This is a genomic window from Mesorhizobium sp. M0761 (assembly GCF_040320205.1).
In the GTDB taxonomy this organism is placed as follows: Bacteria; Pseudomonadota; Alphaproteobacteria; order Rhizobiales; family Rhizobiaceae; genus Mesorhizobium.
This window is the reverse complement of sequence record NZ_JAMYPF010000002.1, coordinates 218815-243116: the sequence shown is the minus strand read 5'-3', so window position 1 is coordinate 243116 and position 24302 is coordinate 218815. Positions and strand designations below refer to the sequence as shown.

Annotated in this window: 34 protein-coding genes and 7 pseudogenes; 26 read left to right on the top strand and 15 right to left on the bottom strand. The window is 57.7% G+C overall.

Features of this window, described 5'->3' with window-relative positions; all coding sequences use genetic code 11:
- Nucleotides 1-498: 498 nt before the first annotated feature.
- The 5 genes from NKI32_RS04110 to NKI32_RS04090 all read left to right on the top strand — a co-directional run bounded on the left by NKI32_RS04110 (nucleotide 499) and on the right by NKI32_RS04090 (nucleotide 3227).
- Nucleotides 499-765 carry a hypothetical protein gene (locus NKI32_RS04110; RefSeq protein WP_353001977.1) on the top strand — a complete coding sequence of 89 codons (267 nt, stop codon included), beginning with the start codon at nucleotides 499-501 and terminating at the stop codon, nucleotides 763-765.
- 382 nt (nucleotides 766-1147) lie between these two features.
- Complete coding sequence (locus NKI32_RS04105) at nucleotides 1148-1447, top strand: DUF1236 domain-containing protein (RefSeq protein ID WP_023819403.1); 300 nt, start codon at nucleotides 1148-1150, stop codon at nucleotides 1445-1447.
- A gap of 103 nt (nucleotides 1448-1550) precedes the next feature.
- Complete coding sequence (locus NKI32_RS04100; RefSeq protein ID WP_353001975.1) at nucleotides 1551-1754, top strand: hypothetical protein; 204 nt, start codon at nucleotides 1551-1553, stop codon at nucleotides 1752-1754.
- Between the two features lie 581 nt (nucleotides 1755-2335).
- Nucleotides 2336-2539, top strand: coding sequence for a CsbD family protein (locus tag NKI32_RS04095; RefSeq protein ID WP_023673385.1), 204 nt, complete (start codon nucleotides 2336-2338; stop codon nucleotides 2537-2539).
- 394 nt (nucleotides 2540-2933) lie between these two features.
- Entirely contained in the window at nucleotides 2934-3227 is a 294-nt protein-coding gene (locus tag NKI32_RS04090; protein WP_353001973.1) for a helix-turn-helix domain-containing protein, read from the top strand.
- A gap of 491 nt (nucleotides 3228-3718) precedes the next feature.
- Here NKI32_RS04090 and NKI32_RS04085 read toward each other — a convergent pair whose 3' ends face one another.
- The 4 genes from NKI32_RS04085 to NKI32_RS04070 all read right to left on the bottom strand — a co-directional run bounded on the left by NKI32_RS04085 (nucleotide 3719) and on the right by NKI32_RS04070 (nucleotide 4769).
- Nucleotides 3719-3877, bottom strand: coding sequence for a hypothetical protein (locus NKI32_RS04085; RefSeq protein WP_353001971.1), 159 nt, complete (start codon nucleotides 3875-3877; stop codon nucleotides 3719-3721).
- 39 nt (nucleotides 3878-3916) lie between these two features.
- Nucleotides 3917-4114, bottom strand: a complete 198-nt coding sequence (locus tag NKI32_RS04080; protein ID WP_353001969.1) for a hypothetical protein — start codon at nucleotides 4112-4114, stop codon at nucleotides 3917-3919.
- A gap of 172 nt (nucleotides 4115-4286) precedes the next feature.
- Nucleotides 4287-4478 carry a hypothetical protein gene (locus NKI32_RS04075; protein ID WP_353001967.1) on the bottom strand — a complete coding sequence of 64 codons (192 nt, stop codon included), beginning with the start codon at nucleotides 4476-4478 and terminating at the stop codon, nucleotides 4287-4289.
- Nucleotides 4479-4610: 132 nt separating this feature from the next.
- Nucleotides 4611-4769, bottom strand: coding sequence for a hypothetical protein (locus tag NKI32_RS04070; RefSeq protein WP_353001965.1), 159 nt, complete (start codon nucleotides 4767-4769; stop codon nucleotides 4611-4613).
- Nucleotides 4770-4832: 63 nt separating this feature from the next.
- Between NKI32_RS04070 and NKI32_RS04065 the strand changes: the two genes are divergently transcribed.
- The 4 genes and pseudogenes from NKI32_RS04065 to NKI32_RS04050 form a co-directional block, all read left to right on the top strand.
- Nucleotides 4833-5162, top strand: coding sequence for a hypothetical protein (locus NKI32_RS04065; protein ID WP_353001963.1), 330 nt, complete (start codon nucleotides 4833-4835; stop codon nucleotides 5160-5162).
- A gap of 711 nt (nucleotides 5163-5873) precedes the next feature.
- A complete protein-coding gene (locus tag NKI32_RS04060; protein ID WP_353001961.1) occupies nucleotides 5874-6221 on the top strand; it encodes a class I SAM-dependent methyltransferase in 348 nt (115 codons plus the stop codon).
- 583 nt (nucleotides 6222-6804) lie between these two features.
- On the top strand, nucleotides 6805-7029 hold the full coding sequence (locus NKI32_RS04055; protein ID WP_353001959.1) for a hypothetical protein: 225 nt from the start codon (nucleotides 6805-6807) through the stop codon (nucleotides 7027-7029).
- Nucleotides 7030-7083: 54 nt separating this feature from the next.
- Nucleotides 7084-7352: pseudogene (locus NKI32_RS04050) on the top strand (Ros/MucR family transcriptional regulator); the annotation flags it as partial.
- A gap of 210 nt (nucleotides 7353-7562) precedes the next feature.
- On the opposite strand, the gene NKI32_RS04045 reads toward NKI32_RS04050, so the two are convergent.
- From NKI32_RS04045 to NKI32_RS04030, 4 genes are all read right to left on the bottom strand, one after another.
- Nucleotides 7563-7688: an outer membrane protein gene (locus NKI32_RS04045; RefSeq protein WP_353001957.1), complete on the bottom strand. Its 126-nt coding sequence runs from the start codon at nucleotides 7686-7688 to the stop codon at nucleotides 7563-7565.
- A gap of 20 nt (nucleotides 7689-7708) precedes the next feature.
- Nucleotides 7709-8224, bottom strand: coding sequence for an outer membrane protein (locus NKI32_RS04040; RefSeq protein WP_353001955.1), 516 nt, complete (start codon nucleotides 8222-8224; stop codon nucleotides 7709-7711).
- 196 nt (nucleotides 8225-8420) lie between these two features.
- Nucleotides 8421-8642, bottom strand: coding sequence for a DUF768 domain-containing protein (locus NKI32_RS04035; RefSeq protein ID WP_353001953.1), 222 nt, complete (start codon nucleotides 8640-8642; stop codon nucleotides 8421-8423).
- 183 nt (nucleotides 8643-8825) lie between these two features.
- Complete coding sequence (locus tag NKI32_RS04030) at nucleotides 8826-8969, bottom strand: hypothetical protein (protein WP_353001951.1); 144 nt, start codon at nucleotides 8967-8969, stop codon at nucleotides 8826-8828.
- Between the two features lie 577 nt (nucleotides 8970-9546).
- On the opposite strand from NKI32_RS04030, the gene NKI32_RS04025 reads away from it, so the two are divergent.
- Nucleotides 9547-9705 carry a hypothetical protein gene (locus NKI32_RS04025; protein ID WP_353001949.1) on the top strand — a complete coding sequence of 53 codons (159 nt, stop codon included), beginning with the start codon at nucleotides 9547-9549 and terminating at the stop codon, nucleotides 9703-9705.
- A gap of 255 nt (nucleotides 9706-9960) precedes the next feature.
- Here the strand turns inward: NKI32_RS04025 and NKI32_RS04020 are convergent.
- Nucleotides 9961-10774, bottom strand: a pseudogene (locus NKI32_RS04020) (ATP-dependent DNA ligase).
- Nucleotides 10775-10917: 143 nt separating this feature from the next.
- On the opposite strand from NKI32_RS04020, the gene NKI32_RS04015 reads away from it, so the two are divergent.
- The 3 genes from NKI32_RS04015 (at nucleotide 10918) to NKI32_RS04005 (ending at nucleotide 11759) form a co-directional block, all read left to right on the top strand.
- A complete protein-coding gene (locus NKI32_RS04015; RefSeq protein WP_023708231.1) occupies nucleotides 10918-11106 on the top strand; it encodes a DUF3606 domain-containing protein in 189 nt (62 codons plus the stop codon).
- A gap of 187 nt (nucleotides 11107-11293) precedes the next feature.
- The gene (locus tag NKI32_RS04010; RefSeq protein WP_353001947.1) at nucleotides 11294-11488 is read left to right on the top strand and encodes a hypothetical protein; all 195 of its coding nucleotides are present in this window, start codon (nucleotides 11294-11296) and stop codon (nucleotides 11486-11488) included.
- A 43-nt stretch (nucleotides 11489-11531) separates the two neighbouring features.
- A complete protein-coding gene (locus tag NKI32_RS04005; RefSeq protein WP_023723937.1) occupies nucleotides 11532-11759 on the top strand; it encodes a KTSC domain-containing protein in 228 nt (75 codons plus the stop codon).
- Nucleotides 11760-11891: 132 nt separating this feature from the next.
- Here the strand turns inward: NKI32_RS04005 and NKI32_RS04000 are convergent, their stop codons facing one another.
- A complete protein-coding gene (locus tag NKI32_RS04000) occupies nucleotides 11892-12176 on the bottom strand; it encodes a hypothetical protein (protein ID WP_353001945.1) in 285 nt (94 codons plus the stop codon).
- 413 nt (nucleotides 12177-12589) lie between these two features.
- On the opposite strand from NKI32_RS04000, the gene NKI32_RS03995 reads away from it, so the two are divergent.
- The 5 genes and pseudogenes from NKI32_RS03995 to NKI32_RS03975 form a co-directional block, all read left to right on the top strand.
- Entirely contained in the window at nucleotides 12590-13069 is a 480-nt protein-coding gene (locus NKI32_RS03995; protein ID WP_353001943.1) for a hypothetical protein, read from the top strand.
- A gap of 77 nt (nucleotides 13070-13146) precedes the next feature.
- Complete coding sequence (locus NKI32_RS03990; RefSeq protein WP_353001941.1) at nucleotides 13147-13386, top strand: helix-turn-helix domain-containing protein; 240 nt, start codon at nucleotides 13147-13149, stop codon at nucleotides 13384-13386.
- 29 nt (nucleotides 13387-13415) lie between these two features.
- Nucleotides 13416-13538 (top strand): helix-turn-helix domain-containing protein, encoded by a 123-nt coding sequence (locus NKI32_RS03985; protein WP_353002159.1) that lies wholly within the window; start codon nucleotides 13416-13418, stop codon nucleotides 13536-13538.
- A 99-nt stretch (nucleotides 13539-13637) separates the two neighbouring features.
- Nucleotides 13638-14106: pseudogene (locus NKI32_RS03980) on the top strand (transposase).
- Between the two features lie 194 nt (nucleotides 14107-14300).
- Nucleotides 14301-14525, top strand: a pseudogene (locus tag NKI32_RS03975) (transposase); the annotation flags it as partial.
- 627 nt (nucleotides 14526-15152) lie between these two features.
- On the opposite strand, the gene NKI32_RS03970 reads toward NKI32_RS03975, so the two are convergent.
- Complete coding sequence (locus NKI32_RS03970) at nucleotides 15153-15527, bottom strand: VanZ family protein (protein WP_353001939.1); 375 nt, start codon at nucleotides 15525-15527, stop codon at nucleotides 15153-15155.
- A gap of 733 nt (nucleotides 15528-16260) precedes the next feature.
- Nucleotides 16261-16509: a hypothetical protein gene (locus NKI32_RS03965; RefSeq protein ID WP_353001937.1), complete on the bottom strand. Its 249-nt coding sequence runs from the start codon at nucleotides 16507-16509 to the stop codon at nucleotides 16261-16263.
- Nucleotides 16510-17512: 1003 nt separating this feature from the next.
- Here NKI32_RS03965 and NKI32_RS03960 point away from each other — a divergent pair.
- The 5 genes and pseudogenes from NKI32_RS03960 to NKI32_RS03940 all read left to right on the top strand — a co-directional run bounded on the left by NKI32_RS03960 (nucleotide 17513) and on the right by NKI32_RS03940 (nucleotide 20229).
- Nucleotides 17513-17947, top strand: coding sequence for a hypothetical protein (locus NKI32_RS03960; RefSeq protein WP_353001935.1), 435 nt, complete (start codon nucleotides 17513-17515; stop codon nucleotides 17945-17947).
- Nucleotides 17948-18450: 503 nt separating this feature from the next.
- A complete protein-coding gene (locus tag NKI32_RS03955; RefSeq protein WP_353001933.1) occupies nucleotides 18451-18813 on the top strand; it encodes a nuclear transport factor 2 family protein in 363 nt (120 codons plus the stop codon).
- 501 nt (nucleotides 18814-19314) lie between these two features.
- A complete protein-coding gene (locus NKI32_RS03950; RefSeq protein ID WP_353001931.1) occupies nucleotides 19315-19545 on the top strand; it encodes a hypothetical protein in 231 nt (76 codons plus the stop codon).
- Entirely contained in the window at nucleotides 19545-19787 is a 243-nt protein-coding gene (locus NKI32_RS03945) for a DUF982 domain-containing protein (RefSeq protein ID WP_023669677.1), read from the top strand. Before NKI32_RS03950 ends, NKI32_RS03945 begins: the two co-directional genes overlap by 1 nt.
- 158 nt (nucleotides 19788-19945) lie before the next feature.
- Nucleotides 19946-20229 (top strand): annotated as a pseudogene (locus NKI32_RS03940) (PilZ domain-containing protein).
- Between the two features lie 364 nt (nucleotides 20230-20593).
- Here the strand turns inward: NKI32_RS03940 and NKI32_RS03935 are convergent.
- Nucleotides 20594-21340 (bottom strand): Crp/Fnr family transcriptional regulator, encoded by a 747-nt coding sequence (locus tag NKI32_RS03935; protein WP_353001929.1) that lies wholly within the window; start codon nucleotides 21338-21340, stop codon nucleotides 20594-20596.
- A gap of 635 nt (nucleotides 21341-21975) precedes the next feature.
- Here NKI32_RS03935 and NKI32_RS03930 point away from each other — a divergent pair.
- Nucleotides 21976-22167, top strand: a complete 192-nt coding sequence (locus NKI32_RS03930) for a DUF3606 domain-containing protein (RefSeq protein WP_023832311.1) — start codon at nucleotides 21976-21978, stop codon at nucleotides 22165-22167.
- A gap of 70 nt (nucleotides 22168-22237) precedes the next feature.
- Nucleotides 22238-22553, top strand: a pseudogene (locus tag NKI32_RS03925) (IS630 family transposase); the annotation flags it as partial.
- Nucleotides 22554-22568: 15 nt separating this feature from the next.
- Here the strand turns inward: NKI32_RS03925 and NKI32_RS03920 are convergent.
- Nucleotides 22569-22703, bottom strand: a pseudogene (locus NKI32_RS03920) (2Fe-2S iron-sulfur cluster-binding protein); the annotation flags it as partial.
- A 23-nt stretch (nucleotides 22704-22726) separates the two neighbouring features.
- The gene (locus NKI32_RS03915) at nucleotides 22727-23521 is read right to left on the bottom strand and encodes a DUF8605 domain-containing protein (protein ID WP_353001926.1); all 795 of its coding nucleotides are present in this window, start codon (nucleotides 23519-23521) and stop codon (nucleotides 22727-22729) included.
- Nucleotides 23522-23575: 54 nt separating this feature from the next.
- Here NKI32_RS03915 and NKI32_RS03910 point away from each other — a divergent pair, with 54 nt between their 5' ends.
- Nucleotides 23576-24214, top strand: coding sequence for a CGNR zinc finger domain-containing protein (locus NKI32_RS03910; protein ID WP_353002157.1), 639 nt, complete (start codon nucleotides 23576-23578; stop codon nucleotides 24212-24214).
- Nucleotides 24215-24302: the final 88 nt, after the last annotated feature.

Genomic DNA, 24302 nt, shown 5'->3' with positions numbered 1-24302 from the left:
GGCGCCCTTCGGTTTCCCCGTATGTCAAAAGGAGGTCGCCGGGCCTACCCGGCCGTTGCTCATCGTTTGCGGGATGCTCCTGGGCTGCGCTTGGCCCCGTGGCCTAACGGAGAATCAACCTTCCGAAAACCTTTCGCTGCACAAGAGGGATCGTCAGACCGCTCCTGGCGCACCACAGCGACACCACCAAGCTGTAAGTCAGGTCCATCGGCCCTGCTGATGAGTGCCCTTGGACAGATGGATTGCGTTTGCCACGAAAAAGGAATCGTACCGGCCCGTTCTCAGCACGTCAGCCGGAACGGGCCATGAGCAGAAGCAGCCAACTAGCTAAAATCGCAAGACGACCGAAGGACCACGTCGGCGATAGCACCGGACCCGACGGCGCCCGTGTCGCCAGTAACTACGGCAGACTCTTCTCCAGCCGCGCCGGCGGCGGCGGCGCCGGTGGTAGTAATCTGGGTCGTAGTCTGGGTCGTAATCTTGGTCGTAGTAGCGCCGATGGTTGACCGGCTCCACTTCCGCGTGAGTACCTTCGTTGTCGAAGGCGTCTGGCGCGTCGAGTTCTTCGAGAATGCCGCTTTTTGCCGCTGGAACACCGGCCAATGCGTTGATAGGCCGGACCGCGCTTGCAAAGGCTGCTGCCCCTGCAACGCCAAATATCGCTGTCAAAAAGGATCGCCGATCCATAGTAAACCTCCCAAGTTAAATGAGCTGAACGAAGCGCCGCGCCTGCTGAAGGAGCAGGCCCAGCGCACGGTAAAATAGAGGATTCGCCAGCCGATCAAGCAACTCGCGAATCCTATCAGCGCAGGAAGGGACCTGGCTGCGCCGATCCAAGACATGTCAGCTAAGGATGACCGCCATTACCAGAAAGGTAACGGCTGTTGCAAAAATCGGTGCGAGCAACCATCGCGCCTGGCCAACACTTTGATCCATTTGTTCTCTCCCGTTGTGGAGAACCAACAGGCTGAAGCCCTAATCCGTTCCGCCTAGTCCAAAGGTAAGACCATTGCGTTGTACGGTCGGACTTTAGACCAAACGGATTAGACAAAGGTGCGTAGGCGGAACGATTACCCCGGTTCAAAGTTGGTTGCCGGGCAGTGCGGGACGATGATCGTCGTGTGCCGGTCCTTGCAGGAGAGAATATATGAAGATGCACATTGTGAACACCGCCGCAGCCATGTTGCTCTTGGCGGGGATCGGCTCCGCCGCCGCTGACGACATTATCATCCAGCCGGAACAGGACACGGTCATCCGTGAGTATGTCAAGAAGCAGCCCTTGGCTTCGGTGAACCTTCCCGGCGTGGAATTGAACGTCGGGACAGCTCTGCCGGAAACTGTGGAGATCCACGAGGTCCCGAACGTCAAATACCGTTACGTGGTGGTCGACAACCGCACGGTCCTGGTCGATCCGGGCACCCGCAAGATTGTCAAGGTCTACGACTGAGATTTCGAACGAACCCACACTCGCCACCCTTGGGTGGCGAGTGTGTGCATTCAAACGCTACTCAGCCGGACAATTCAAATTGCCACTCAGCTGGACAATGAACATGACGAACCCTGAACTCGAGAGGACGCAAGCCCTGGTTGCCCGCTTGGCTGATCTCCAAGCAAGAATGCAGGCAGCACGTCTTGTTGGTGCCGAGGTAACAACCGTCCGAAAGGTTGCAGCCACAATCGATGACGGCCGCGGCCAAATTGCTGGCAACGACCTGGTCGCAGCATCGTTCCTAGTCGGCAATACGGTTGAGTGACTGCGACTGAGGCGCAAGATGTGATCGTTGACCCTGCCCAGCCGTAGAAACGGCCGGCGCGGTGACTGCTTTAGGAGTGGGGGAACCGCACCGGCGGGGAATTGAAGTCCCGTAAGATACATGCACATTAGCAACCACGCAGTTAGCCCTATAGGCGAGCTTGCGAAGCTGTTCCCTCGAACAGCAAAGAGAGCGATACGGCCACCCCGACATCAGCGTTGCGACGCTTCTATTGGAGTCCGCTATGGGAATCCGCTCATCTTGACGCCAGAGCAGCGCTAGCCGGTCCGTCAACCCGGCTACCCGCAGAAGCAGTGCGACACCGACCCCATAAGGGATGAACACAGCCGCCAACGCCGACCCAGATGCCCGGATCGGCGAGCACGTGCATTTCCTTGCGAAGCCGTTCCATAGGACCCAACGGCAAAAGGCCGGCTGTGTTCCCAAAACGGAAAAGGCCGGCGCACACAAGCGGTCGACGGGCATTAGGTTCCATTCACCAGCAAGCGCGCTTACCTGCAGCGGAACCTGACGGCCACTACGACCGTTATTCGAAAGGACGAAGAAAGGAGATCGCCATCATGGACTGGAACCGTGTCGAAGGAAATTGGAAGCAATTCAAAGGTAAGGTCAAGGAGCAATGGGGCAAGCTCACTGATGATGATCTCGACCGCATAGCCGGCAACCGCGATCAGCTCGAAGGGACGATCCAGGAACGCTACGGCATTGAGAAGGATCGCGTGCGGCGAGACGTCGACGACTGGTATGGTCGGCAAGACTCGTAGGCCACGACAGTTGAACCTATTCAAATAAAAGGGCGCGTCATGAACCGCGCCCTTTTCACATTTTGGCATCCGTGTGCAGTTCGGCTCGGCCTTGAACAAGCGATTTTTGGGAACGTGTCGGCTTCCAGCCGCGTTGATCTCCAAAATGGAGATTGTAGCAATGTCCATCCACAAAGAAGACTATCGAACGAACAGGGCTGACTACCTGATAGCGAAAAGGCCAGATCTGGTTGAGAAGACCAAGCCGAAAAAGAAGACGTTGCGGCGTGACGATCAGCGTTCCGCAAAGTTATTGGAAAACCCCGCCGCGTTACCCGAGAGGCCGGCCTCACGCCGTTAGAAATCGCAGAAGGTCAAGAGGAACATTTTAGCGATATTGAATGTTCGACTGTCTATGGACAGTCGAACCGTACTCTCAGCAGATCAATCCAGAGCAGCACGAGCCCTACTGAACTGGCCGCGTGTGCGACTTGCCGCAAAGGCCAATCTTAGCGAGATGGTGATCAGCGATCTTGAGAACGGCTTCAGGAGACCGCGTCCCCACAACATCGCGGCCGTCCGCAAAGCGTTTGAAGACGCCGGAATCATCTTCACAGTCGAAGGCACTCCATCGCTAGCCCGCTCAGAAGGTGATAGCAGCCTCGCCACCGATAATAGACAGTGGCGCCGCAGGGAGAAAAAAGGATAAGGAGAAAAGCCCGTGTACCCTCCTCTGCAACCCGATCTCTAAAGCGGCCGTTAACAAGGGCGGTTGTTCACTGAATTTGTGCTGGCGCTCACCTTTCTAAGGTGCCGGTCGAATATGGCCAGCTTCTCTTCGTAGCCGATCCGCACTCTGGACCTGCAGCTATCGCAGTTGAAACCGGCAATCGTTTTCAGCCAGGATCCCCTTCTCACCATTGGGCACGAACAGGAGGGGCATTGGAATTCTATAGGTACGTCGCGCAGTTCATTTGATAGAGGCACTGTGCATGTTCTCCTCAGCGGCACGGCCACTGCAACAAAGTGGAAGGAGAAATGTTTCGCGGCTCGGCCATTTACGTGAAGGAATCAGACCTAAGTCCAAATGCTGGGGGGGCAGGCAAGCTGTTCGTTGGCCCTCGATCCCGGTTAGTCGCAGTGGCCTCACCAGACACAGCCCTAGCTCAAAGGCTCGTATCACCGGCCAGAAGGCACAGTTCATCCAGTGGACGCGACCGCAAAGGCCAGGGCATAGGATTCGAGCCCGAATGATCGGCTGTCTTCCTTGCCCTTCTCTACCACGCGGACGAACCATTCTCCGCAGGCTTCGACCACCTCAACCACTGTCTGAGTTTTGGTGTTTTGAACTCCGCCCATCGCAATTGCCTCCACCGCCCAACGGGACAATTAATGGATTTATAAGATGGGGGAAAATCGATCTTTCAAGGTGGAATCCGCATTGGCGCTGGATTGTGCATCGTGGCTTGGATCGCCCTGCGCGATTCCCATGTTCTGGCGAAACGTGGCGCGTTGCTCCATGGACTTCTGCCACCTCAGCAAGGTGGCCGTAGTCGCAGTGGCCGCTTGAGCGATATCTATGGACGTTGCAACCATCGCGTCCTCCCAAAAAGGCAATGGTAAACGCCTCATTAATAAGCCGGCCGACGCCCTCGCTGCAATGAAAAGTTGTACGAGTTTTACTCAATGGCGAGGCACATTGCCATGCGACAGCCTCATCGCCGGCCCCTACCACACGTCAAACAAAAAACCCACTGATCGAAGTCAGCTAAAGCCGCTCAACCTTGTCGAGATGCAGGCGTATCCGCTGGCCTTCCGCGAAGGACAGCGCGAACGATTCCAGGGCGAATGAGCGTGTAATCTCCTGGTCAGTTTCAAAGATGCGGACGACCCATTCGCCACTGGCTCCGACCACTTGCACGCAAGGCGCGGCCTTCCAGATTGGCACCACGTTGCCCATCACGTCCTCCTACGAAAAGCAATGGCAAGTCGACTTAAGACCGTCGTAGCCGGTAGATCAATAACAATTGCTTGTTCGGATCGGGCGAACCATCCTGGATGGGCAACACGACGGGGGCTAATGCCACTTCGGTCAGGCAAACCCTCCGGGGAACCTCCCGTGAGATAGCCTCTGCTTCAGGTCGTTGGCATTCAGGATGGCGACCAGCTCTTCGGCATACTCCATGTCGGGAAGGTCGACAGATGGGTGGCCCGCTACAATAGCCGGCAGCCCGGTGAACACGTCGAACACCGTCCACGTCCCATCCGGTTCTCGCCTTACGCCGTACCGCAGAGTTGCCATGAGAGGATGCTAATGGAAGCCGCGAATATATGGTACAAAAAATGCAAGCGGGCGATCGGGCAACAGGCACCGGAAGTCTTTGCCGCTGCGACGGGTTCGGTCGGGCATGACCAGATTAGCCGACCTCGGACCGCCCATCCCCGGCAAGCCACACGACCTGACTGGGAGCATTTCTATGCGCGCCCCATCTGCGGCCAGCGGGTCGACCGGCGTGACTTCCGCCAGGTCATGGGGCACGAGCAACCGGACCGTGAGCCGCTCGAACTGGATCAGGAGGCAGGAAAAACTGGGCAGCCTTCATTTTTCAGTATCGAACCAGCGTTTGCGCGCCACCGCTTCTAGGCGCATGGTGCATAGATGAGCTCTATTGATCGGAAGCTGGCGGAACTGAATCACATTCAGGAGGCCTTGACTGAAGAGGCTATAATCCTGCGCTATCTCTCCGAGATTTCGCGCCAAGACGCGAGAGAGATATGCGAAGAGCTCCGCCAAATGGTAGGTGTGGCTCGCAGCAGCAACAAATTCGCGTCCGTCATAACCGGCTCGTGCAAAGGCTAGGCGACGGCGGCCCGCGCCACCCCAGGAAGGAAAGCACGGGCCCGACTGTTGCTGTCTTCCATCTTCCGGGGGGCGAAGATGATGGCGTCATCGGGCAAAAACTTGGCACCACTCCACGCATGACTTGATACTCTTGGGATTGTCATCGGATAATGAGGTCCAATAGAGGCGGCTGATCCGACGGGGGCGAGTTGCCCACCAACGAGCGCCTTATGGCAATACGGGTGGGATCGGATGGCGCCACGATTTATAGCGAAACAACTATCCTGGCCGACCGGAGTCGGCGGCTGGCTGGTCCGGGCCGGAATGAACCGGGGCAATGCCCGGCTCAACGGCTACGCTCTCGATCAATGCAACTGGTCACGGCAGATCGTGCCGTGGAGGTCGGTTTCGGCGGCGCAGTTTTACTGCCGCAACTTATCCGTGAGGCAGCATTCGTTTGCGGTGTTGATCGCTCGCAGGATGTCGTGAACGCTGCCTCCCAAAGGTTCGCCGATGCAGTGCGCGTCGGACGAGCCGAGTTCCGAACCGGCTAGTCGAGGACTTGCCTTGCCGGATAGCACATTCGACAAGGCTCTCCGCGTCCACACAGTGTACTTCTGGCAAAGCCTTAGAGCTGGATCCGCAGAGCTCCATCGCGTCCTCAAACCAGCCGGTCGCGTCGTGCTTGGCTTCCTCCCGAAGGCACATATGGACCGGATGAACATGCCGGCCGATATTTTTACACCTCGCGAGCCGGATGAGGTCATTGCTGCCTTGCGAGATGCAGGGTTCAGCGACCCTGAAGTGCGGAGACCGAGCACGGAAACCGCATGGCTCGTTGTGACAGGCACGCGAAGATAAGTTTCGGCCGCCTGGAAGCGGAAAAGCCCGCCGGCGAAGCCAACTGGCTTTGTTGCAGGGGTTTGCCTAGGCTCCTCTGGGTTCAACACTGGGTGCCAATTGCGCCGTCACTGCGCTGAGACGCCCACGTTTGGTCAGTACCGGCTTGCTGTATTCTTTCTTCACTGCAGTCCCTCTCTGGTGAATTTCGGCAAAACGCCGGTCTAAAGGTTCTCACTCATCGGTGCAGGTTGATGGCGTGCACACAGCCGTTACGGCCGAGAGCTTGTCGCGCTTCTTTAATTCAGGCTTCTGATCAGGCTTGTTCATGCAGGATCCCCAAGTTTGTCCCTCAACGCCAAAAATGCGGTGCGCCGATCACGATTGTCAACCGGAAACACTGAAGTAGCGGCCGAGCGACGCCAGGGGACCGGCACGCGCGGTCAGGGCGGCGTGCGCAGCGTGGATGCTGCAATTGCCTGGCCGGTTGCCATTGCCTGCTAACGAGCGCACACTGCTGCGGTCGCCTCGAAAAATCAAAAAAAACAGGCACGAGGCGCTTGGGAGCGATCATCAGGCTTTCGCCCGACCAGGGAGAAGGCCCATGCCCACACAGGCACAGAGCCGGCTCATGTATTTTATGGGCCAACTCGTTCACAACGAGAGCATCGTTTCCAAGCAGGATATTATCGTCGGCTTACTGGATCACGAAGGCAGTCCGACGGCCGACGCCGACGAATTGCTGGCGAACTTGCATCGATCACTGCAACAGGCCCGCCAGAGCTTGCACGAGGCGCAAGAGATATATCGAGTCAGAAATGCGGAGTAGCGAAAAAACCGCTTCATTGTCAGGTTGAGCAGCCAAATCGCACCGGCTGCGAAAGAGCTTGTGCCTGCGGCAAATCCAAAAAGTCTGTGTTCCCGGATCACATCATCAGCCTGGAAGACGGCCGGAAATTCAAGTCTATGAAACGCCACCCTGGCCTACTTGGCATGACTCCCGACGAATACCGGGAGAATTGGGGCTTGTCTCACGATTACCCCATGGTCGCGCCGAACTACGCCGCGAAGCGATCGGCCCTTGCGAAGGCGTCTGGTCTAGCTCGGAAGGCTGAGGTTAAGGCGCCGGCGAAACGGGCGAAGAAGGCGTAGTCCGAACCCCACCTGACGCAACGTCAAGAATCAGCTATCGATTGAGTTGCGGCGGACCTGATTTTACCGCCCGGCCGGCGCTGATCAGGCAATGCTCCCATTGCGGCGCCGGCCATCTTCATGCAGATGCCACGGTCCCCCGAATTAGCGGTGCACAAAGAAAAGCCCGTCGCGGCAAGCGGCAGGCTTTTCTATTGGGACTTGCGAGGACTAGAATTTGTAGGCGATGCCGAGGCGAACCTCATTGGTTTTCAAATCAACCTTCCCATTTGGCAACGCTTCAGTGCCGAAGTCAGTATAGCGGTACTCGGCCCGCAGCAGAAGATTGTCGGTCATGGCGTAGTCCAAGCCCGCGCCTATCGTCCATCCTGTGGATGTATCTCCGAAGAACCTGAGACGGTAGTATTACTGCTTGTGTCGATGCCGCCATATGCAACGCCGCCCGCGATATAGGGCAGAAAGCGATCGACGGCATACCCTAGGCGAAGTCTTGCCGCCCCACTCCAATTCAGTTCCTCGGTCCCGATGCCGCCCGGAAACGGGAGACCTGGAGCCGCGAATATTTGGCCGCTGCCATCAACATTCGCATACTCGACGTCGAGTTCCACACCAATGACGATATTGCTCGGCATCTGATAGTTGTAACCGGCGTAGACACCGCCAAGGAACCCGTCAGGATCTGTCTCAATGAAGCCCCGGCCGTTGCGTTGGCGTATATTTCCGTCGCTCCGAGCGTAGCCTGCCTGAAGACCGATATACCCACCTGTCCAGCTAAAAACTGGGGTGACTTCTTCGAGGACGGCATCGGCAGCAAACGCCGAAGACCCCATCAGAGACAACGACGAACCAAGAAGCAGCGTCTTCGTGGGCATCTCCTAACCTGCCCTTCGGTAGCAGAGCGCGCCGTTAGGGGTAGTTGTTTTTCTGCCACAGTTGGCAGTCAAATCGGCTGCCCACAGGTGGCATGAGCCTCATCTGCCAAGTCGCTGGCGGCGATCGGATCGCCCCGCGCCACAATTGGCAACTCTTCGGCTACCCATTTATCGAGAAACTTCCTGCCGCGAACACTCATTCGGTCAAGCCAGGATCAAAGTGCACCACAGCATCGACAAGCGTCCGATATAGGCTGTCAACTTCTTCGTCGATCTCTTCGCGCCTGATCCCCAGCGCCTTAGCGTCGGCGTACAATTTGTGTGTGTACTCACTTATCGAAACCGTGTCGGCCTTCGCCGTTTCGGGGAGATTGTTGCCGATCCAGCGATCGAGGAAATTGATACCGCGTGTACTCATGGAGCCTTAAGCTCCATCAGGCGCTTAGGTTCCGGCTGTTCGGTGGCGAGGTCATAGACTAGGCTCTTCGTAGCGGCCGAAGCAGCTTTTGACCTTCAACCAGGCCGCACATCGGCCCAATCAAGAACCCCCGTCGGAGTCCATGAGTTCGGCCTGGAGGATGATACCACCCCCGAGCAGGCGTCATCGATCATACTGAAAGATGACGCACGACAGTCGCCAGTGATCGGCGCGAAATCCATGATCGGAATGCTCGAAGACGAGACCGACGAGACCGCGAAACAGATAGTCGCTCTGCTTCAGCGCGTCGCTCGCTGATTTCGTCAAGTTGCTCGCTTCGGGGGAGCTTCCAATCCTAGACGAGAAGACTGATCGCTGGCGAAAGCGACGGCATCTGCTTCATATTCGAATGCTCGGGAATACGTTTCACCGTTCCTCCCTATGATGCGAACAACCCACTCGCCCAACGAATGGCGGATCTCTAGGAAGACGGAAGACGAAGACGGCGGCCGGTAAGTGACGCTGCCCAATGCCCTCGGGAGGCCTGTCCCGCCAAAATCGGCTCCATCATCGGAGGAATGAACTTCACGCATGCACTGACTCCCGAGACCGCGAGTCAATTAGCGCGTGCTTAATTAGTTCCAGAACGTTTTAACGAATCGTTGACCGCGCTGTCCCATTATAGGACGGCGCGGTCAAACCCCAACCTTGGCTGCGCAGGCGGCTTCGGCATTGAGTTCCACCCCGAACTGTCGGAGCCGCCCCCCACATTCCACAATTTACCAGCAATGGTTGAATCAACCGTTACTGCACGTGCTTTCCAGGGCGCTCGCCTGACCGTCAGATTTTGACGGAACGAACCGGGGATTCAAATATTCGCGATTGGGATCTAGAATCTGGGGTCATGGAAGCGATCTTCGATGATATCGCCAACGCCCTCAGAGAGCCCCGCCAGGACGTGTGGTGCCCTGTCCTCGCCTTCGCCATCGATATGGCAGGCAAGCTGTTCATGGGCCTCGCTATCGGCCTAGGTGTTGGCTTTGGAATGGTGCTGGCTGGTTAGCGTAGATCTGCCCCGGCGATGCGCCGCGTGAATGCCCGTTCGACTCCAACAACAGCCTCATCTTTCGTTTTGACTGTTCGCACGCGCCGCCGTCATGGCAGGTCCAGAACCAAGTGCCTGCGGCTGGGCATTCACGCCTCGTCCTGCTTCTCGAACGTCTGGAGGATCGCGCTGCCGTCGAGGACCTGAAAGCCGCGTTGATAGGCGAAGCGGACGGTAAGGCGATCTGCTGCTGGCATGGCTCCGATATAGCGTTCAATCTTCCTCGCGGAAATCCTGCAGTGAGGCATGACGCAGGTCATCCTCGCCGCGCAGGTGCTTCACGCGTCCGATCAGCCCCGGCTTGACCCATGCCCTTGGGCGCCGTGCCTGAGTGCTCCTGGACGCGTTTCCATAGCCTCTCGCGCATTTCCCGGTTCAAGGTGACGAAGGCGCTTCCGACATAGCGCCCGGTGCCGCGCTCAGCCATCAGAGCGAAAGCCGGCTTGCCAGTTTCACGCTCGACGCCGAGCAGATCGAACTCGTCGATCGCATAGCACTTGGCCTTCAGCCAGTTGGTCGACGGACCGCTTCGGTATTTGCTGTCCTTCCGCTTCGACACCATGCCTTCAAGTCCGGCCTTGTCGAGCAAGTGAAAAATGGCCTTCGGTTCGTCCGGCAGCGGCTCGCTGAACTGAATGCGCCCGCCGGACTCGGTCATGCTGGCGAGGATCTCGCGCCGCTCCGCTAGCGCCTTATCGCGCAGATCGTGGCCGTTAAGATGAAGCAGATCAAAGGCATCAAAATACAAGTCGTGCTGCCGGCGGGTGATGGCTTTGCGCAGCGCTGTGAAGTCCGAAAGGCCCTTGTCGTTCAGAACGACGATCTCGCCCTCGACAATGGCGCTTTCGGCACCAAGGCGCTTTGCCTCTCTCACCAGGTCGCGATATTTCGCCGTCCAGTCGTGGCCATTGCGCGTATAAATGCGTGTGCCGACTTCATCAATGATCATCTGCGATCGGTAGCCGTCGAACTTGACCTCGTGGGTCCAGCCTTCACCCTCGGGAGGCTTCTCCACAAGGGTCGGCATCAACGGCTCGATGAACTTCAAACGAAGCACTGACCCACCCTCCGGCGATTCAATAAGATTATAGTTCCGAAACCGGAAATCAGCCTTTTGGTGCAACAAACACGTCAACTCGACGTTGCGGGATGAGGGAAGGAGGAAACGATATGGCCGATGACAAGAGCAAGCGGGATTTTCGCGATCGGGACCGTGTCTCAGCCGACGAGGATTATGAAGTTGAATATTTCGCAACAAAGACCGGCATCACACCCCAGCAGGTCAAAGAGCTGATCGCGAAGCACGGCAACCAACGCGAGACTTTGGAGCGGGTAGCCAAGGCGCTGCGGAAACAATGACCAGGCTATCTGATCTCGGCAGACCACTAATCGGGCACCGACATGAAGGCCCGCCCGCGAGCGAACTCGCGCATTTCCTCCCTTGCCCTGTTTGCGGTCAACAGATCGATATGCGCGATTTTCGCCAGGTCACTTATCATGCCGATCCGGAGCACGAGCCGCTCGAACTGGACGCTTAGGACCAAAAGTGCCGAAATACCACGTTGAGGAAATGGACGGCGATACCGTGACGGCTACCCACATCGTCCATGCGACAACGCCGACCAGGGCGGCGCGGGAAGCGACAGAGCGGGAAGTCACTCTGCGCACCAGCGAGCCCATCTGGATCAGGGTTGCCGACGAAAAGCGCGGCCACATATTCGAATACAGTTTCAGCCTGTAGCTGGCGATCCAACTCGGCTAGCTGAGTTTTTGAATGGCATACCATGCCGTCGACCTCGATACGCAAGTTCGACTATGACCCCAACACCAGGGTTCTCTCGGTTTGGTTTGTAGCGAGTGGGAAGCATTACGAGTTTTTGGACGTACCTGCTGAGGCCGTTGCTGCTTTCAAAGCTGCCTTTGCCAAGGGCGTCTATTTTAACAGCCACATCCGCAATCGTTATGCATTCCGGCTTGCGCCATGGAGGGCATCAGGCCCGACGGGCGATTGACAGAGTCTCAGATCGAGTGGCCCGCGCCATCCCAGGGAGCAACTGTGCGAATTGGCCCAGGGTCCGAGGGCAAATGAAAACGCCCGCCGGCCGGGCCAGCGGGCGCGTATTATACTAAGCTAGGTGTTGGGCCTATTTGCCCATCATCATCGCAGCTTTGCAGAAGTTTTCATGGGCCTTCGCAATATCTGCGTCAGCGCAGTCCTTCATCACCGCGTCCTTATCCTCCTGAGACATAGCCGACCAAGCGGTTTTCGCTTCGGCCTCAGACTTCATGGTCTTCATGCTGCTGTCCGTGAAGAAAGGAGACATTTTTGCAGGATCGTCGAGCGCAGACGTGCCAGTGGCACTGCCGGCAAAGGCCGATCCGGTCATAAGGGCAAATGTCGCGCCGAGAATGAGCATTTTCGAATTCATCTAAATTCCTCCGAATGCAACTGCTTGAATGCAGCCGTGCTAATTCAACGCTTGCGGGTAGAAAGGCTTTCCAGCCAAATTGAGAATTGTAGAAATGGCTACCGATAGTCCGTCGTCAACCTAGGAGGAATTGGCCCGCAAGTTCGGTCAACGCCGGCGGCCACCATCGATGCTGCAATTGCCTGGCCGGTTGCCCCGGACTTGTTCAGGGATGGCCCGCGCTTGCTTCCGAGCGCGGGCCGACCACGATGAGTGAGGGGCCATCTTGGTCACCGGCAGGACCGCTTAAGAACGAGCCGGGTGTGACTGAACAGCCTCAGGGCGAGGATGTTCCCGACTGACCCAAAAAAGCCCGCCAGCGTGAGCCAGCGGGCAATCGGCCGAACGAGTTCCCGGCTCGCTCGTTGAGAGGCATGAAAGACAAATGGGAATCTGACCACCAGTTCGTCGAAGGCGACCGCAGTAGCCAGAGATGGGCGGAGAGAGAACTGAATCCCTACAATCGACCATCCAAGAGACGCGCCGTGTCCTGGCTTCACGGAAGCTCTTGGAAAAGATTTCCGAGCGCGAATACCATACGCAGCCGTAGGGAATGGCCGGCGCAGTTGGGCATGCTTGTGGGGCTTAACCCCACCGGAATGCTCAACCGCGAAGCCAACGTAATTCCGGCAGAATGGACGGAATTGGTGAACGCGATGTCGAACCTTGATAACGGTGAGCATCTTTGGGCTTTGGCCCTTGCCGACCTGCGCAAGGAGTTTGGAAAGTTCGCTCAAGAGCACGGGACAACGCCTCTTGAATGGGACGAGCACACCAAGCTGTTCCTTGAAGAACGACGGGAACGCCGCCGGGAACCGGATCTCTCCCAGCCGTTGGGGGAATGGCTAGGCTAGAGCCTGTCGCGATTTAAGGCATTCAGGATTCCATTTGGTTTGAGTTCGTGATTCATTGCGGTTGAAAGGAGACCGCGATGGGCAAGCCGCTGCCGCTTGAGTTGCGTCAGCGTGTTGTTGCGTATGTCGATGAGGGGCATGGTCACCGCGAGGCAGCGCGCCATTTCCGCGTTTCGCCTCGCTTTGTGAACAATCTGATCAACTTGCGGCGGCAGACCGGTTCGCTTGAAGCGCGCCGGCAGGGCCATGTGGGCGGCGGCAAGCTTGAGCCGCATGCCGAGTTTGTGCGTTTGCGTTGGCCGAGACCGGCGAACTGACGCTGGATGAGCTTTGCGTCGAACTGGAGGTGCGTGGTGTGAGCGTGCACCGCTCCAATGTCGGGCGCCTGCTCCATCGCCTTGGGCTCAGTCATAAAAAAAACTCTACTGGCCAGCGAGCAGCAGCGGGCCGACGTGCGCCAGGCGCGTGAGCTGTGGACCGGGCGGCGAAAGCGCTTCTTCAACAAGGCTTTGGCGCGGCTGATCTTCATCGATGAGACGTCGACCAACACCAAACTGACCAACACCGGCTGGGCGCCGAAGGGCGAGCGCTTCAGGACCCATGCGCCCTCGGCAAATGGCAGACGCAGACCTTCATCGCCGGGCTACGATGCCACGGCCTTGTCGCGCCGTGGATCGTCAACGCGCCGATGAATGGCGCCATCTTCGAACACTACATCGAAACACAGCTTGCTCCCCAACTGTCGCCCGGCGATATCGTCATTCTCGACAATGTTGGCTTCCACAAGAACGAGCGCGCCGCACAACTGGTTCGCCGGGGGCGCTTGGCTCCTGTTCCTGCCGCCATACTCACCCGATCTCAATCCGATCGAGATGGCCTACTCAAAACTCAAGGCGCGGCTGAGAAAGAAAGCGGCCAGAACCTCGACGAACTCTGCCAAGCTCTCGGCGATATCTGCCACCTGCTCGAGCCAGTTGAATGCAGAAACTTCTTCAAGGCTGCAGGATACGAGGCTAATTAATCGCGACACGCTTTAAGTCGTCGCGATCATCATTCGCCTTCCGGCTTTGGGGTCTTGTTGTCAGCAAGGCGCGGCGTTGCGGATTGGCACCACGTTGCCCATCACATCCTCCCTACGAAAGAGAGAGTTCCCGCCAAGACGCGAGAGAGATATGCGAAGAGCTCGGCCAAATGGTAGGTGTGGCTCGCAGCACCAACAAATTCGCGTCGCCGGCTTGGTGAGAACGAAAGGCCGATCCTGCATTCCGATCAGGGATGGCAGTATCAGATGTCGGCATTCCAACGCAGGCTGGAAGCCAGAGGCCTCCAACAGAGCATGTCACGCAAAGGCAATTGCCTCGACAACGCCCCAATGGAGAGCTTCTTTGCCATCCTCAAATCCGAGCTCTTCCATCCCGGAACCTTCGACACCGTTCAAAGCCTGGACGACGCCATCACGGGGGCTTGTGTGGCAGGGCCCTCGCTGGGTTATAGCGGCTCAGGCGGCAAGACAACAACACTGGGTGACCCTCCCGCCGTCACCGCGCTGAGACGCCACGTTTGGTCAGTACCGGCTTGCTGTATTCTTTCTTCACTGCAGTCCCTCTCTAGCGTGAATTTCGGCAAAGCGCCGGTGTAAATGTTCTCACTCATCGGTGCAGGTTGATGGCGTGCACACAGCCGTTACGGCCAAGAGCTTCTCGCGCTTCTTCATTCAGGCTTCTGATAAGGCTTCTTCATGCAGGATCCCCAAGTTTGTCCCTCAACGCGAAAATGCAGTGAGGCCGCCACGATTGTCAACCAGAGGCGCCGAGGTCGCGATAACTCACGTTTGGGTGTTGCTCTTGCATATTGATCGCTCACAGCCGACGGACTTGCCTGCGGACCGCAGATGTCCCATTTTTAATTAACTGCGTTGATCGGCCCGAGCCAAGCTTTGGCGCGCCCGCGCTAACCTATTCGCCTTGCTATCGGCCTTTGCTTCGGAAATTGAATGGCAATAGCGATGGTGATCGAAGGCGGCCCCGGCGTAAGGCTGGCAAGTGGGGCCAAGACGGCGGCGGTAAAGCGGAGCCTGTGGCGATCAAATAACCGATTCGCCTAGAATCTCGTTCACCCAGCTCATAGTTCTCAGCCCGTATGCCATTCCGGCGCAGTCGGCAAACCAGTCGAAGACACTCATGTCACGCCCTGTGACGCATTGAAGGATTTCGATCGCTGCGCCCGTTAAAGCAAGTAGAACCGCCAGCCGGACCACCTGTTGGGGCCAGCCGAGGCTACCCCAAGCCGACAAGGTGGCGAACGCGGCGGCGTGGTTGAGCTTGTCGTGATGAGACGTAAAGGCCAATCCGAGGGCGTGCAGTAAGTGGTCTGGCAATAGCGCGAGCAGCAGGACGACTGCCAACGTGGAGAGAAAGGCAGCCCTTGCCATGCTCTGATAGAAGCTCGACTGCGGCAATCTATTCGTAGCACTGCCGGTTCCTAGTTCTCGCTTCCGATACTGGTGCACTAGGCAGAGCTCCAACCTGCATCTGAGCTACGAGCGCGAACAACTGGCATGCTTAACAGGCCTCCTGATGTCATCAGCAAGTTCCATGAAACAGCCTATGTCACTCTGGATGGTTCCATAGGGCGCTGCGAATGTCGCCCTCCATTGTGATGAGGCCGAGGGTTTCCTGCCGAAGAGGCGCGGCGGAATAGGCGAGCCATTGGTACGGCTTGCGCCCAGGTGCGATGCGTATCATGCCGGGCACGGCTGGGCGGGAGCGGAACCTCTTTCCAGCCTTGGCCCGGCTGTCTGTGCACCCTGATGTTGGGCAGCCGGGCCGACGCCCTTCTGAATTCAATTATCGCCGGCGTCGCGGCTAACAGACGAAACCGTTGCTAGCCTGGTTCATTCCTGCCTTGGTGATCTCGCCTTTACAAATTCCAATCCTGGACGGTAAGGCAGCAACGGCCACTCGCTGCTGTCCAATCAACAAGCTCCAAACATCAGGTTGCGCTTATATACGAAAAAGCCGGCCACCTTTCGGCAGCCGGCCAGTGCAAACAAGGAAGTGAACGTTGCACTGATGGGGCAGTGCACCGTCCGAAGCGTTTCCAGCCGACAATTTTCCACCGATGAGAGAACAAGGAAGGCTTCACCGCCAGCGCACATTCCTTAGCCGCGCTGTGTTGCCATCGGCTAGTCTCTAAAGGCCTTTAACCAGCCACGGATTGGTGTCGTATCCGAGGCGCGGCTTTTCCGGCGTTCCACCGGCCGGCAATTTGGCGGTTCCGGTCGGCCTGCAGTCCAGCTCGAGCACCTGCTTCTTGGCAGAGTGCTTCGTAGAGCAAAGGTCCGTGGCGTCACTCACCACCACCTTCTTCTCCTTCTTGGCCACAGCGACACCAGTCCCAGCGATCACGATCGCCGCGCAAAACACAGCTAATCTCATCATACTCCCCACCGTTGCTCCTCCCCAAAAACGCTGAGCATGACGTTACGGCACATTTAAATTAGCGCAAGCGAATATTAGCTGCCTAGTCCCTTCACATCGGCTCTGGTCGCCTCCCCTTGCTGCCGGCGCCTTGCGATACCGGCAGCGCGATATGCTAGGATGGGCGCATGCCTGCTCATGACCGGGCGGCCGCTGTTAATGACTTGAGCTTGACATGGCAGAAGGCTGCAACCGTCAAGTTTCCCAAGTCGTCGTGGCGATGAACGATCGAGTCGAGGATCGCTTACCAAGCGGCGTTTACTAAGTTCCGCTGGTGCAGCCCTGCGCGATCACACCATAACCATGTGATGACAAATCAGCCATGTGTGTGGCGCGGCGGGCTTGTTCCGCTTGTGGCCGGCGCCTACCCACCCGGGTTCCCCAACCATGGCGTCGGCCATTTTCGTTCTCTCAGCGATTATGGGCCTTTGCTATCGGCCTATGTGTTGGCCTTGGATGGCGAGATCGCGGTTAGATCGCCTCGTTCGTTTGGATGTTTCGCTGGCGTTGGCAGGGGGCGCATATGTTCGCCAGCCGGCGGATACCACACCGCCCCACCGGTCAGGCCCAGCGCGTCCGCTGCAAAGTCCCGCAGACGGCTGCTGGGCCGCTGGCGGGCAGCGGCTACTTGCTGACGATCCAATCCACCAAGCCAGTTTCGATCAGCTCGCACCCCGTGAAATCGTGCACCAGGGCCTTGGCTAAATCGCGCCATTGACATTCAGGCGTACCCGTTTCCCGTACTAGGGCTTGGAATGCAGAGCGGAAAACGTCGGCTTGAAACGCGGAGACGACAACACGGGTCGGCATCTTCCCAGCCTCGCGCCACGTCATCGCGATGACGTTGACGAAGGCGCTCGCGTGAGGCTCGGATGGCCCTGCGCGATTGATCCATGTCCCGGCGAAATGTGGCGGATTCCGCCATGGACTTCTTGCGCATCAGCAAGGTGGCCGTAGTGGCCGCTTGAGCGATATCTATGAGCTTTGCAACCATCGCAGCCTCCCTCAAAGCAATGGTAAACGCCACATTGCTAAGCCCGCCGAAACTCTCTCTGCAATGAGAGTTGTACGATTTTTACGAATTCCCGCACCTTCAGTGATGCCGGACCGCTGCTATCCTCGCTCTTGTTCTGTCATCGCAATGAAGGACGACATCTTCGAGCAGCCGTCGCACACCTGTTGCATGAAAAAAGCTGTAGGCGTTTATAGGTGCCCGGGGAATCCGCCGTTTGTTTGCGTTGTGGAGCGGGACAAAGCAAGTTTCCTCACTCAGGCTGCCTACCGTGAAGCGGGGCACAAGCCCGACTTCCACGCGTTGCCGTGGGAAGCTGAACACAGGGCCGTCAAAGAAAGGCAGGTGAACGGGACGGCGCTCGCTGAACGGGACGGCGCTCGCTGAACGCGCCGGCTGCCTTCACGTTCACAACCGGCGCGCCGCTGGTGCGGCTTCTCAGGCGCGCTCCATCGCAGAAGGGAAGCATCAGCTGCAGCACTGCTGGCCTTTTCCCACACGAAGGCTTACGCGCATCGCTCTCCCACGGTGTCGGTAAAGTTGTTTACTCGACCGACAAGAGAGTTGGTTATTCATACTCCGGACGCTTGCGTTCCGATCAAAGCAGCCGCAACACACGGCCCTCGTTGTTGAACAGAACGAGCGGTTGAAATGGTGAAGTCGCGTCTACCCATTGGGCGGCGACTCGTTTCGGAAGTAGGGAACTTGCGACACACCTCAACTCGACCTGATCTTCTGGCGGCCTGTGGCGCGAGGCGTCGTCAGAAGTAACCGCGAAAGCAACAAAGAAAACGGGCGCCAACTGGTCCGAAAAACCGTTTGCCTGTTGTCAGCAAGGATCGGTCCCTCCATGCTCTGACCGCTGCAAACACTGGCGTGGAGAAGCCTCGATGTCACAGACCGATGAAAGTCTTATAACCGCTACCATCGAAGGCTACGTTTTGGCCATGTCCACCGGTGCCGAAGAAGGGCTGCGGGCAGCCCTCCACCCACGCGCATCAATCATCGGTAACTTCCAGGGCGCGGTCGAATGGCTGAGTGTCGATGCCTATGTCGGCGAGGTGATTGGTGCGGGCTTGCCGCCGAACACCAGCCCCAACTGGACAGTCGCATGGCTCGACATTACGGGCGATGCAGCGACTGTGAAGGTTGAGGACGAGTTTGGAACCACAAGATTCACCGACTATCTTTCCCTGCTCAAGATCGCTGGAGAGTGGAAGATCGTTAGCAAACTCTACCACCTTCACCATTAGGACCGTCCAGATCACAGGCCAAATACCGCGAAACTGGCGACCTTCAACCTGTCGTAGGTCCCCCAGCGCCTTTAGAGCTTGAGCTCACTCCTTAGCGCGTCGATTCGCTTCGAGGCCTCGGCTTTGCTTAGATCTTCGGCGTAGTCGAGTCTGCCGGAACCAGCCTTTTCCTTATCATGGAAGATTTGCAAGTTGGCGCCTGCGACGTTGCGCCATTGGATCAACCCGTCCATGGGACGATGGTCAGGCCTCCGCTCGAAAAGCCGGTATAGAACTCCTCCGCTTTGTCCATCCTTGCCGTGGCGAGCACGGCGTAAACTCCTTGGATTTGCATTCACATGCCTCGTGCAAATTGACTCCACCAATAAAAGGCAAGGGTGGATTCCGTTCCGAAATGCGGGTGTTTGCGGCAACATGCTTTGTACGTTTCCGGCTCTTGCCTTTTTCGGAGAGTGACCCACACAATAGCTGACTGAGGTTCTATCTCTCTGGGAGGATGGGATGGACATTCAAGCACCTGTTCGGCCTGCGCAGCGAACGGCCAAGGAGCTGGTCCGCGAGGTCCTGTTGGGTTCTCAACCGGGCAATATAATTTCCGTGAAGGCGGCCATTGCAGCGGTGCGCGAGCGCGGCCATGATCTTCGTGAGACTGACTGCCAGTTGGTCGAAATGATCGTCAATTCAGCCTCCGTTTGGGGACTGTTCATCGCCTTTGACGTTCGAGAGGCTTGATGCCCCACCGTTGGTTCAACCCTCCGGTTTATGTGAAGACTGAGCGCCCGGGGCTTCGCCTTGGTGTCAACCGAGTTGATGCCGCCGCCGAGGAGCTTCTAAAGTGGTCCAATCGTGGCCCCAAGTGGCGGCTGGCGGCCGAGGCTTGCCTATCTGCGATGGATGGCAAAATGCCGGGTAACGACTTCCGGCTGTTGTTCGAAGCCGCGGCTGATGAAGAGGAGATGCTGCTGCCGGATTGACACCGCTGGACGGGACCATTCGGGTCTGTTCGCGTCTGGTCGGCGAATTCACCAGCGCAACTGGCATCTATGCCGTCCGGCTACCGAGCGACGCCCCAGATGGACAGTTGTTCGCCGGTGGGCGTACCATAGGGCCGGGGGTGACCGATGGACGTCACATGGTTGATGAAGAGCATCGCCGCGAACGGAGGCAGCGGGTGCTGAAAGGCGCCTCGATCATCAGCGGAATCACAAACTCCGAGATCAGTTGCACCATTCGGAACCAAAACAGTGGCGGAGCTGAGCTCAAAGTCCCGGTGGAATCGCGTGTCCCTGAGCGGTTCGTGCTTTACGTGCCGACCGACGGGTTGCCTACCAAGCAGTCCTGCGGTGGCGCAGGAACGACCGAATTGGGGTTCAATTTATAGGAACGTTGCCAAAGCCGCGTCTCCACTATGGCTAAGCAGCGCCGGTGCGTTGGCTTTGCGAAATTTGGACACTTTCCGGCGCTCCGCACGTGTTTCAGGGCAGTCGTCCTTTAGAGGTTTCCCCCGGCGAACCTTCGCTTCAGGTCGACACGGTGAAAAGGCTGACGAGTTCGCGGGAATATTCCTCGTCCAGATATTCAGCCGGAGCGCCCACCGTTCAGGTTTCGTCGGGTTCCTTCCTGAGGCCGTATCTTTGGGAAGCCATGCCGTCGCTAGGTAAGTCTGCGGTCCAGTTCTCAAGCAGTGATCGACATCGTGTGGGAGTGCATGTTCTAGAGCAGATTCGGTTTCAAGTATCGCGAGGGTTTGGCTCAATGCATCATGAGCGACCCAGCATTCTCAGAAACCGGCACCCGTCTGCGCAGCCCTACGATGCAGATAGGTAGAGTCAAAATCTGCGGCGCGAACGAGCCCTGCCCAGTCGGGCGCATGAAAACGCGAGCCAAGGGTAGATATCAGACCGTCGCGTCGAAGGTCCTGAAGCACTCGGTTCACGTGCACGGAGGAGAGGCCAAGTGCGTCGCCAAGTGCAGCCTGCGTTATGGGGAGATAGGCCACATGATCTTCAATGCGACCGACCGAGCGAAGGCGGACAATAAGTTCGCAAAAAATGTGAGCCATACGAGAGTAGGCGTCGCGCCTTCCGACGTTGGTGACCCACTCTCGATAGATCGCCGCATCGATCACAGTGGAGCGCCAAAACACTTTCGTTATCGAAGAGTGCTGGTCGCAAATGGCGCGAAGATCGTCGTGCCGCATGAAGCCCACTCGAGAGGGCATGAGAGGGGTGAAAGTGCAATCCATGACCGACAAATGCAAACCATGCAGGTCGGGAATGTCGCCCGGAACAAAAAAGGAGGAGATCTGACGCTTGCCCTCCCCGGTTAGTTTGGTCGACCCTATCAAGCCCTCAAGAACGACGAAGGAAAGGCTCGGCTTCTCGCCCTCCCGCAAAATGTCTTTATTGGCGTGATATTTCTTCTCCTGAATCGAGATGTTCCCCAAGATCGCAATGTCTGATTCTGCGAGTTCCGAGATGGCTTGGAGCTTGCGGATCAAGATGTTGAAAGACGGACCATCTGCCATCAAAAACCTGTTCGGGTTTGCTCCCAACTTTTAGTTGGCGCTAATGTTCCCGCTGCCCAGAGGAGACGACGGCCAATGGTCAGTGCGTCGACGATGCAGGCGGGGCTGAGGTTCAGCTGTCCTCAATCCTTTTCGCCTGCCGCACCATGTTCGAAACGGCCGGAATGACTACCTGCTTTCCACCGTATTAACAAACGCTATTGCGCCAGGACCGATGTCGTCGGGTTCCGTCCTGATCGTGGAGGATGAAAGCATGATCCTCTTAGACGTCGAGAACTCTCTCCGGGAGGCCGGGTTCGAGGTGATCGCCATCTTAAAGGACTGTGGCCCGGCACCTCCGAGGTGCCGATCTCACTATGCCAGTGATATACATAAGTGGCGATGGCGCGGATGATTGGAAACGCTTGGAGTGCCCAACAGCCTGACGATCGCCAAGCCGTTTGTTATGCCGCAGATCATTGCCGGACCGGCAACTCTCCTCGATCAGCAGGGAGTGGACCAACTCCCAGTGTCAGCATAGCTGCGGTTGGTAGCTGCCATGTCGTTGTCTAGAGGGAAGTCATGGACGCCTCTGCTATCGGCCATCATTCGCGGTTCTCTCAGGTCGTTGTTCTCTCTGATCAGGAGGAAAGAAAATGGCAGACGACAAGAGCAAGCGTGATGTTCGAGATCGCAACCGCGTATCAGCCGATGAAGATTATGAGGTTCGCTATTTCGCCAAACAGCATCGTATCACGCCAGAACAGGTTCGCGAGCTAATCAGAGAACACGGCAACGACCGGAAGACGCTCGAACGCGAGGCAAGAAAGCGGGCTGACATCGGCTGATGGTCGCGACGCACTACGCGGCTTTTCGACGAGCGGGTTTGAAAGGCTGCGCGAGCGTGAAGACGTCCGCGTCTTAGCCGGGCCCATCAACGCCAATGCTTCCGCGCCTACGTCGAGCAGCAGCTCATCACCGCTGAGCCTGGCAATATCGTCATCCTGGATAATCTCGGAAGCCCAAAGCTGCCGGCGCCAGGCTTTGCTACCTGCCGCCCTACTCCCCAGACCTCGAGCAGGCCTTCGCCAAGATAAAACACTGGATGCGTCAAGCCCATAAACGCACAGTCTAGGACACTTGGCGCCACATCGGCCACCTCGTCGCAACGATCGACCCCACTGGATGCAAGAACTACTTCGAAAAGGCCGGTTACGCTTCCGTCAAAACCTGAAAGCTCTAGTTCGTCCGTGGCAACTTCGCCGGATAGTTTTGGTATTCGGCACGTTCCGCAAACGGCCTGTTGGCAGCCGGTTGGGATGTAGATGCTCCAGTTCCGCGCCGCGTCCAGCAGGGTCTCTCCGGACGCGCAGCGATGCTGCACGCCCGAGCGGGCAAAACGGACCGCTATCTTGTCGGTCGCATGCGCTTGGCGGCACCTCCGATTGCGTTGCGAAAGGCAGCATCGAAATTTACGCCGGCGATCTCCCACTTTGTATCTTCTGCACCAATTGGCAGGCGCCAAACCGCATGCCAGCCCGGCTCGTTGGTTTCCCAATGGAGGTGCCCGACCAAGATAATGTCAGCTCCCAATCTGGATTTCAGTCTGGCCAGGCGCTCATGAGGTATTGCATCAACGTTTTCCTGCGCGACCGCCGACAGATCGGCTTCTTTTGCGAAAATGATCGGTATGGCGAATAGGGCCGAAGCATCTTCAAAGCTTGCGCGCAGATCCGATCCGTGGACGCCATCGGCGGCGAGTACATAGCTACGCGCCATATCGGTAACCTCGATGACAAGCGCCAGCTTCGGGCGCGGCCCCAACCACGGTCTCTCACCCAGCAGCGCCATCGCATGGTCCATTCGCGTCCGGTCGAACTGGAAGGTGAGATCGAAAGGGCGATCGCGTGTGCCCTGCTCGTCGTGAATTGGCCTGCCGAACATGCGGTCATGGTAGGTGTAGGACCAAACCATGGCAGGTGCCCCGGTCGCCAGCGAAGCGAAGGTCAGATTGTGCACGACGTCGGGATTTCCGGTCAGCTTTTGCGCTGCCAGTGCGAAACCCTCAGGGATGGCAGGGACGCGCGTTTCCTCGCGATCTCCGGTGACGATCACGCTTGAGCGATAAAGGACATCGTCGTTTGCCTGGCCAGTGACTGCAAACGCAAACCAGGACAAGACCGTCAACAGAGGCTTCTTCATTTAACCCGCCCTGCCCTCTTGAGTAACTGTTTAGGAGGTTACATATTGACAGCGATGGAATCAACAGAATTTCTACGGACCTACGTCTCGCCGCGCGGGCCTATGCGCATGCTGGGTGGTGCGCCCGCACTTGATCTTGCCAACACATTGCACTGGCGCCAGGGAGCAGAGATCGATTGCATAACGAGCTATCAGGATCTGTTGGCCTTTTGCATTCCGGCCCTGTTGTTGTCGGAAACTGAAAGGCGGGTCCTCGACCGTCATGCCGTAAATCGCCCACGGGTCGCTCGCGAGGTACATCTCGAGGTGCTAAAACTGCGCGCCGCCCTCAAATCGTGGCTCAATGTCAGCGCGAAAAACCTCAACCGTGGTGTCGCCTCGGAGCGCGTCGCCCTGCGCAGCTTTCATAAGGCGATAGCGCAGGCGGGCGGCTCGGCTGGCGTTGGCGACATCTTGAAGCTCCCATCCGCGTCGACAAACGAAGGGCTATACCTGCCGCTGCGCCGGTCGGCAGCAGCCGCTGCCATGCTGGTGCTGTTTCCATCGGGAAACGATATCCGGCAATGTGAGGCTGACAAGTGCGGTGGCTTTTTCATCAACGACAGCCGCTCAAAGCCGAGGCGCTGGTGCTCGATGGACAGTTGCGGCAACCGCGCCAAGGCGGCCCGCTACCGCCTGGCACATCGGAAGTAGCGCGGTCGAAGGGCAGAATGGAAAGTCCGGCAGCCAGCCCGCGCAAGGGCTGCCATCGGACATTCAGGGGTACTGTGTCGCTAGTCGT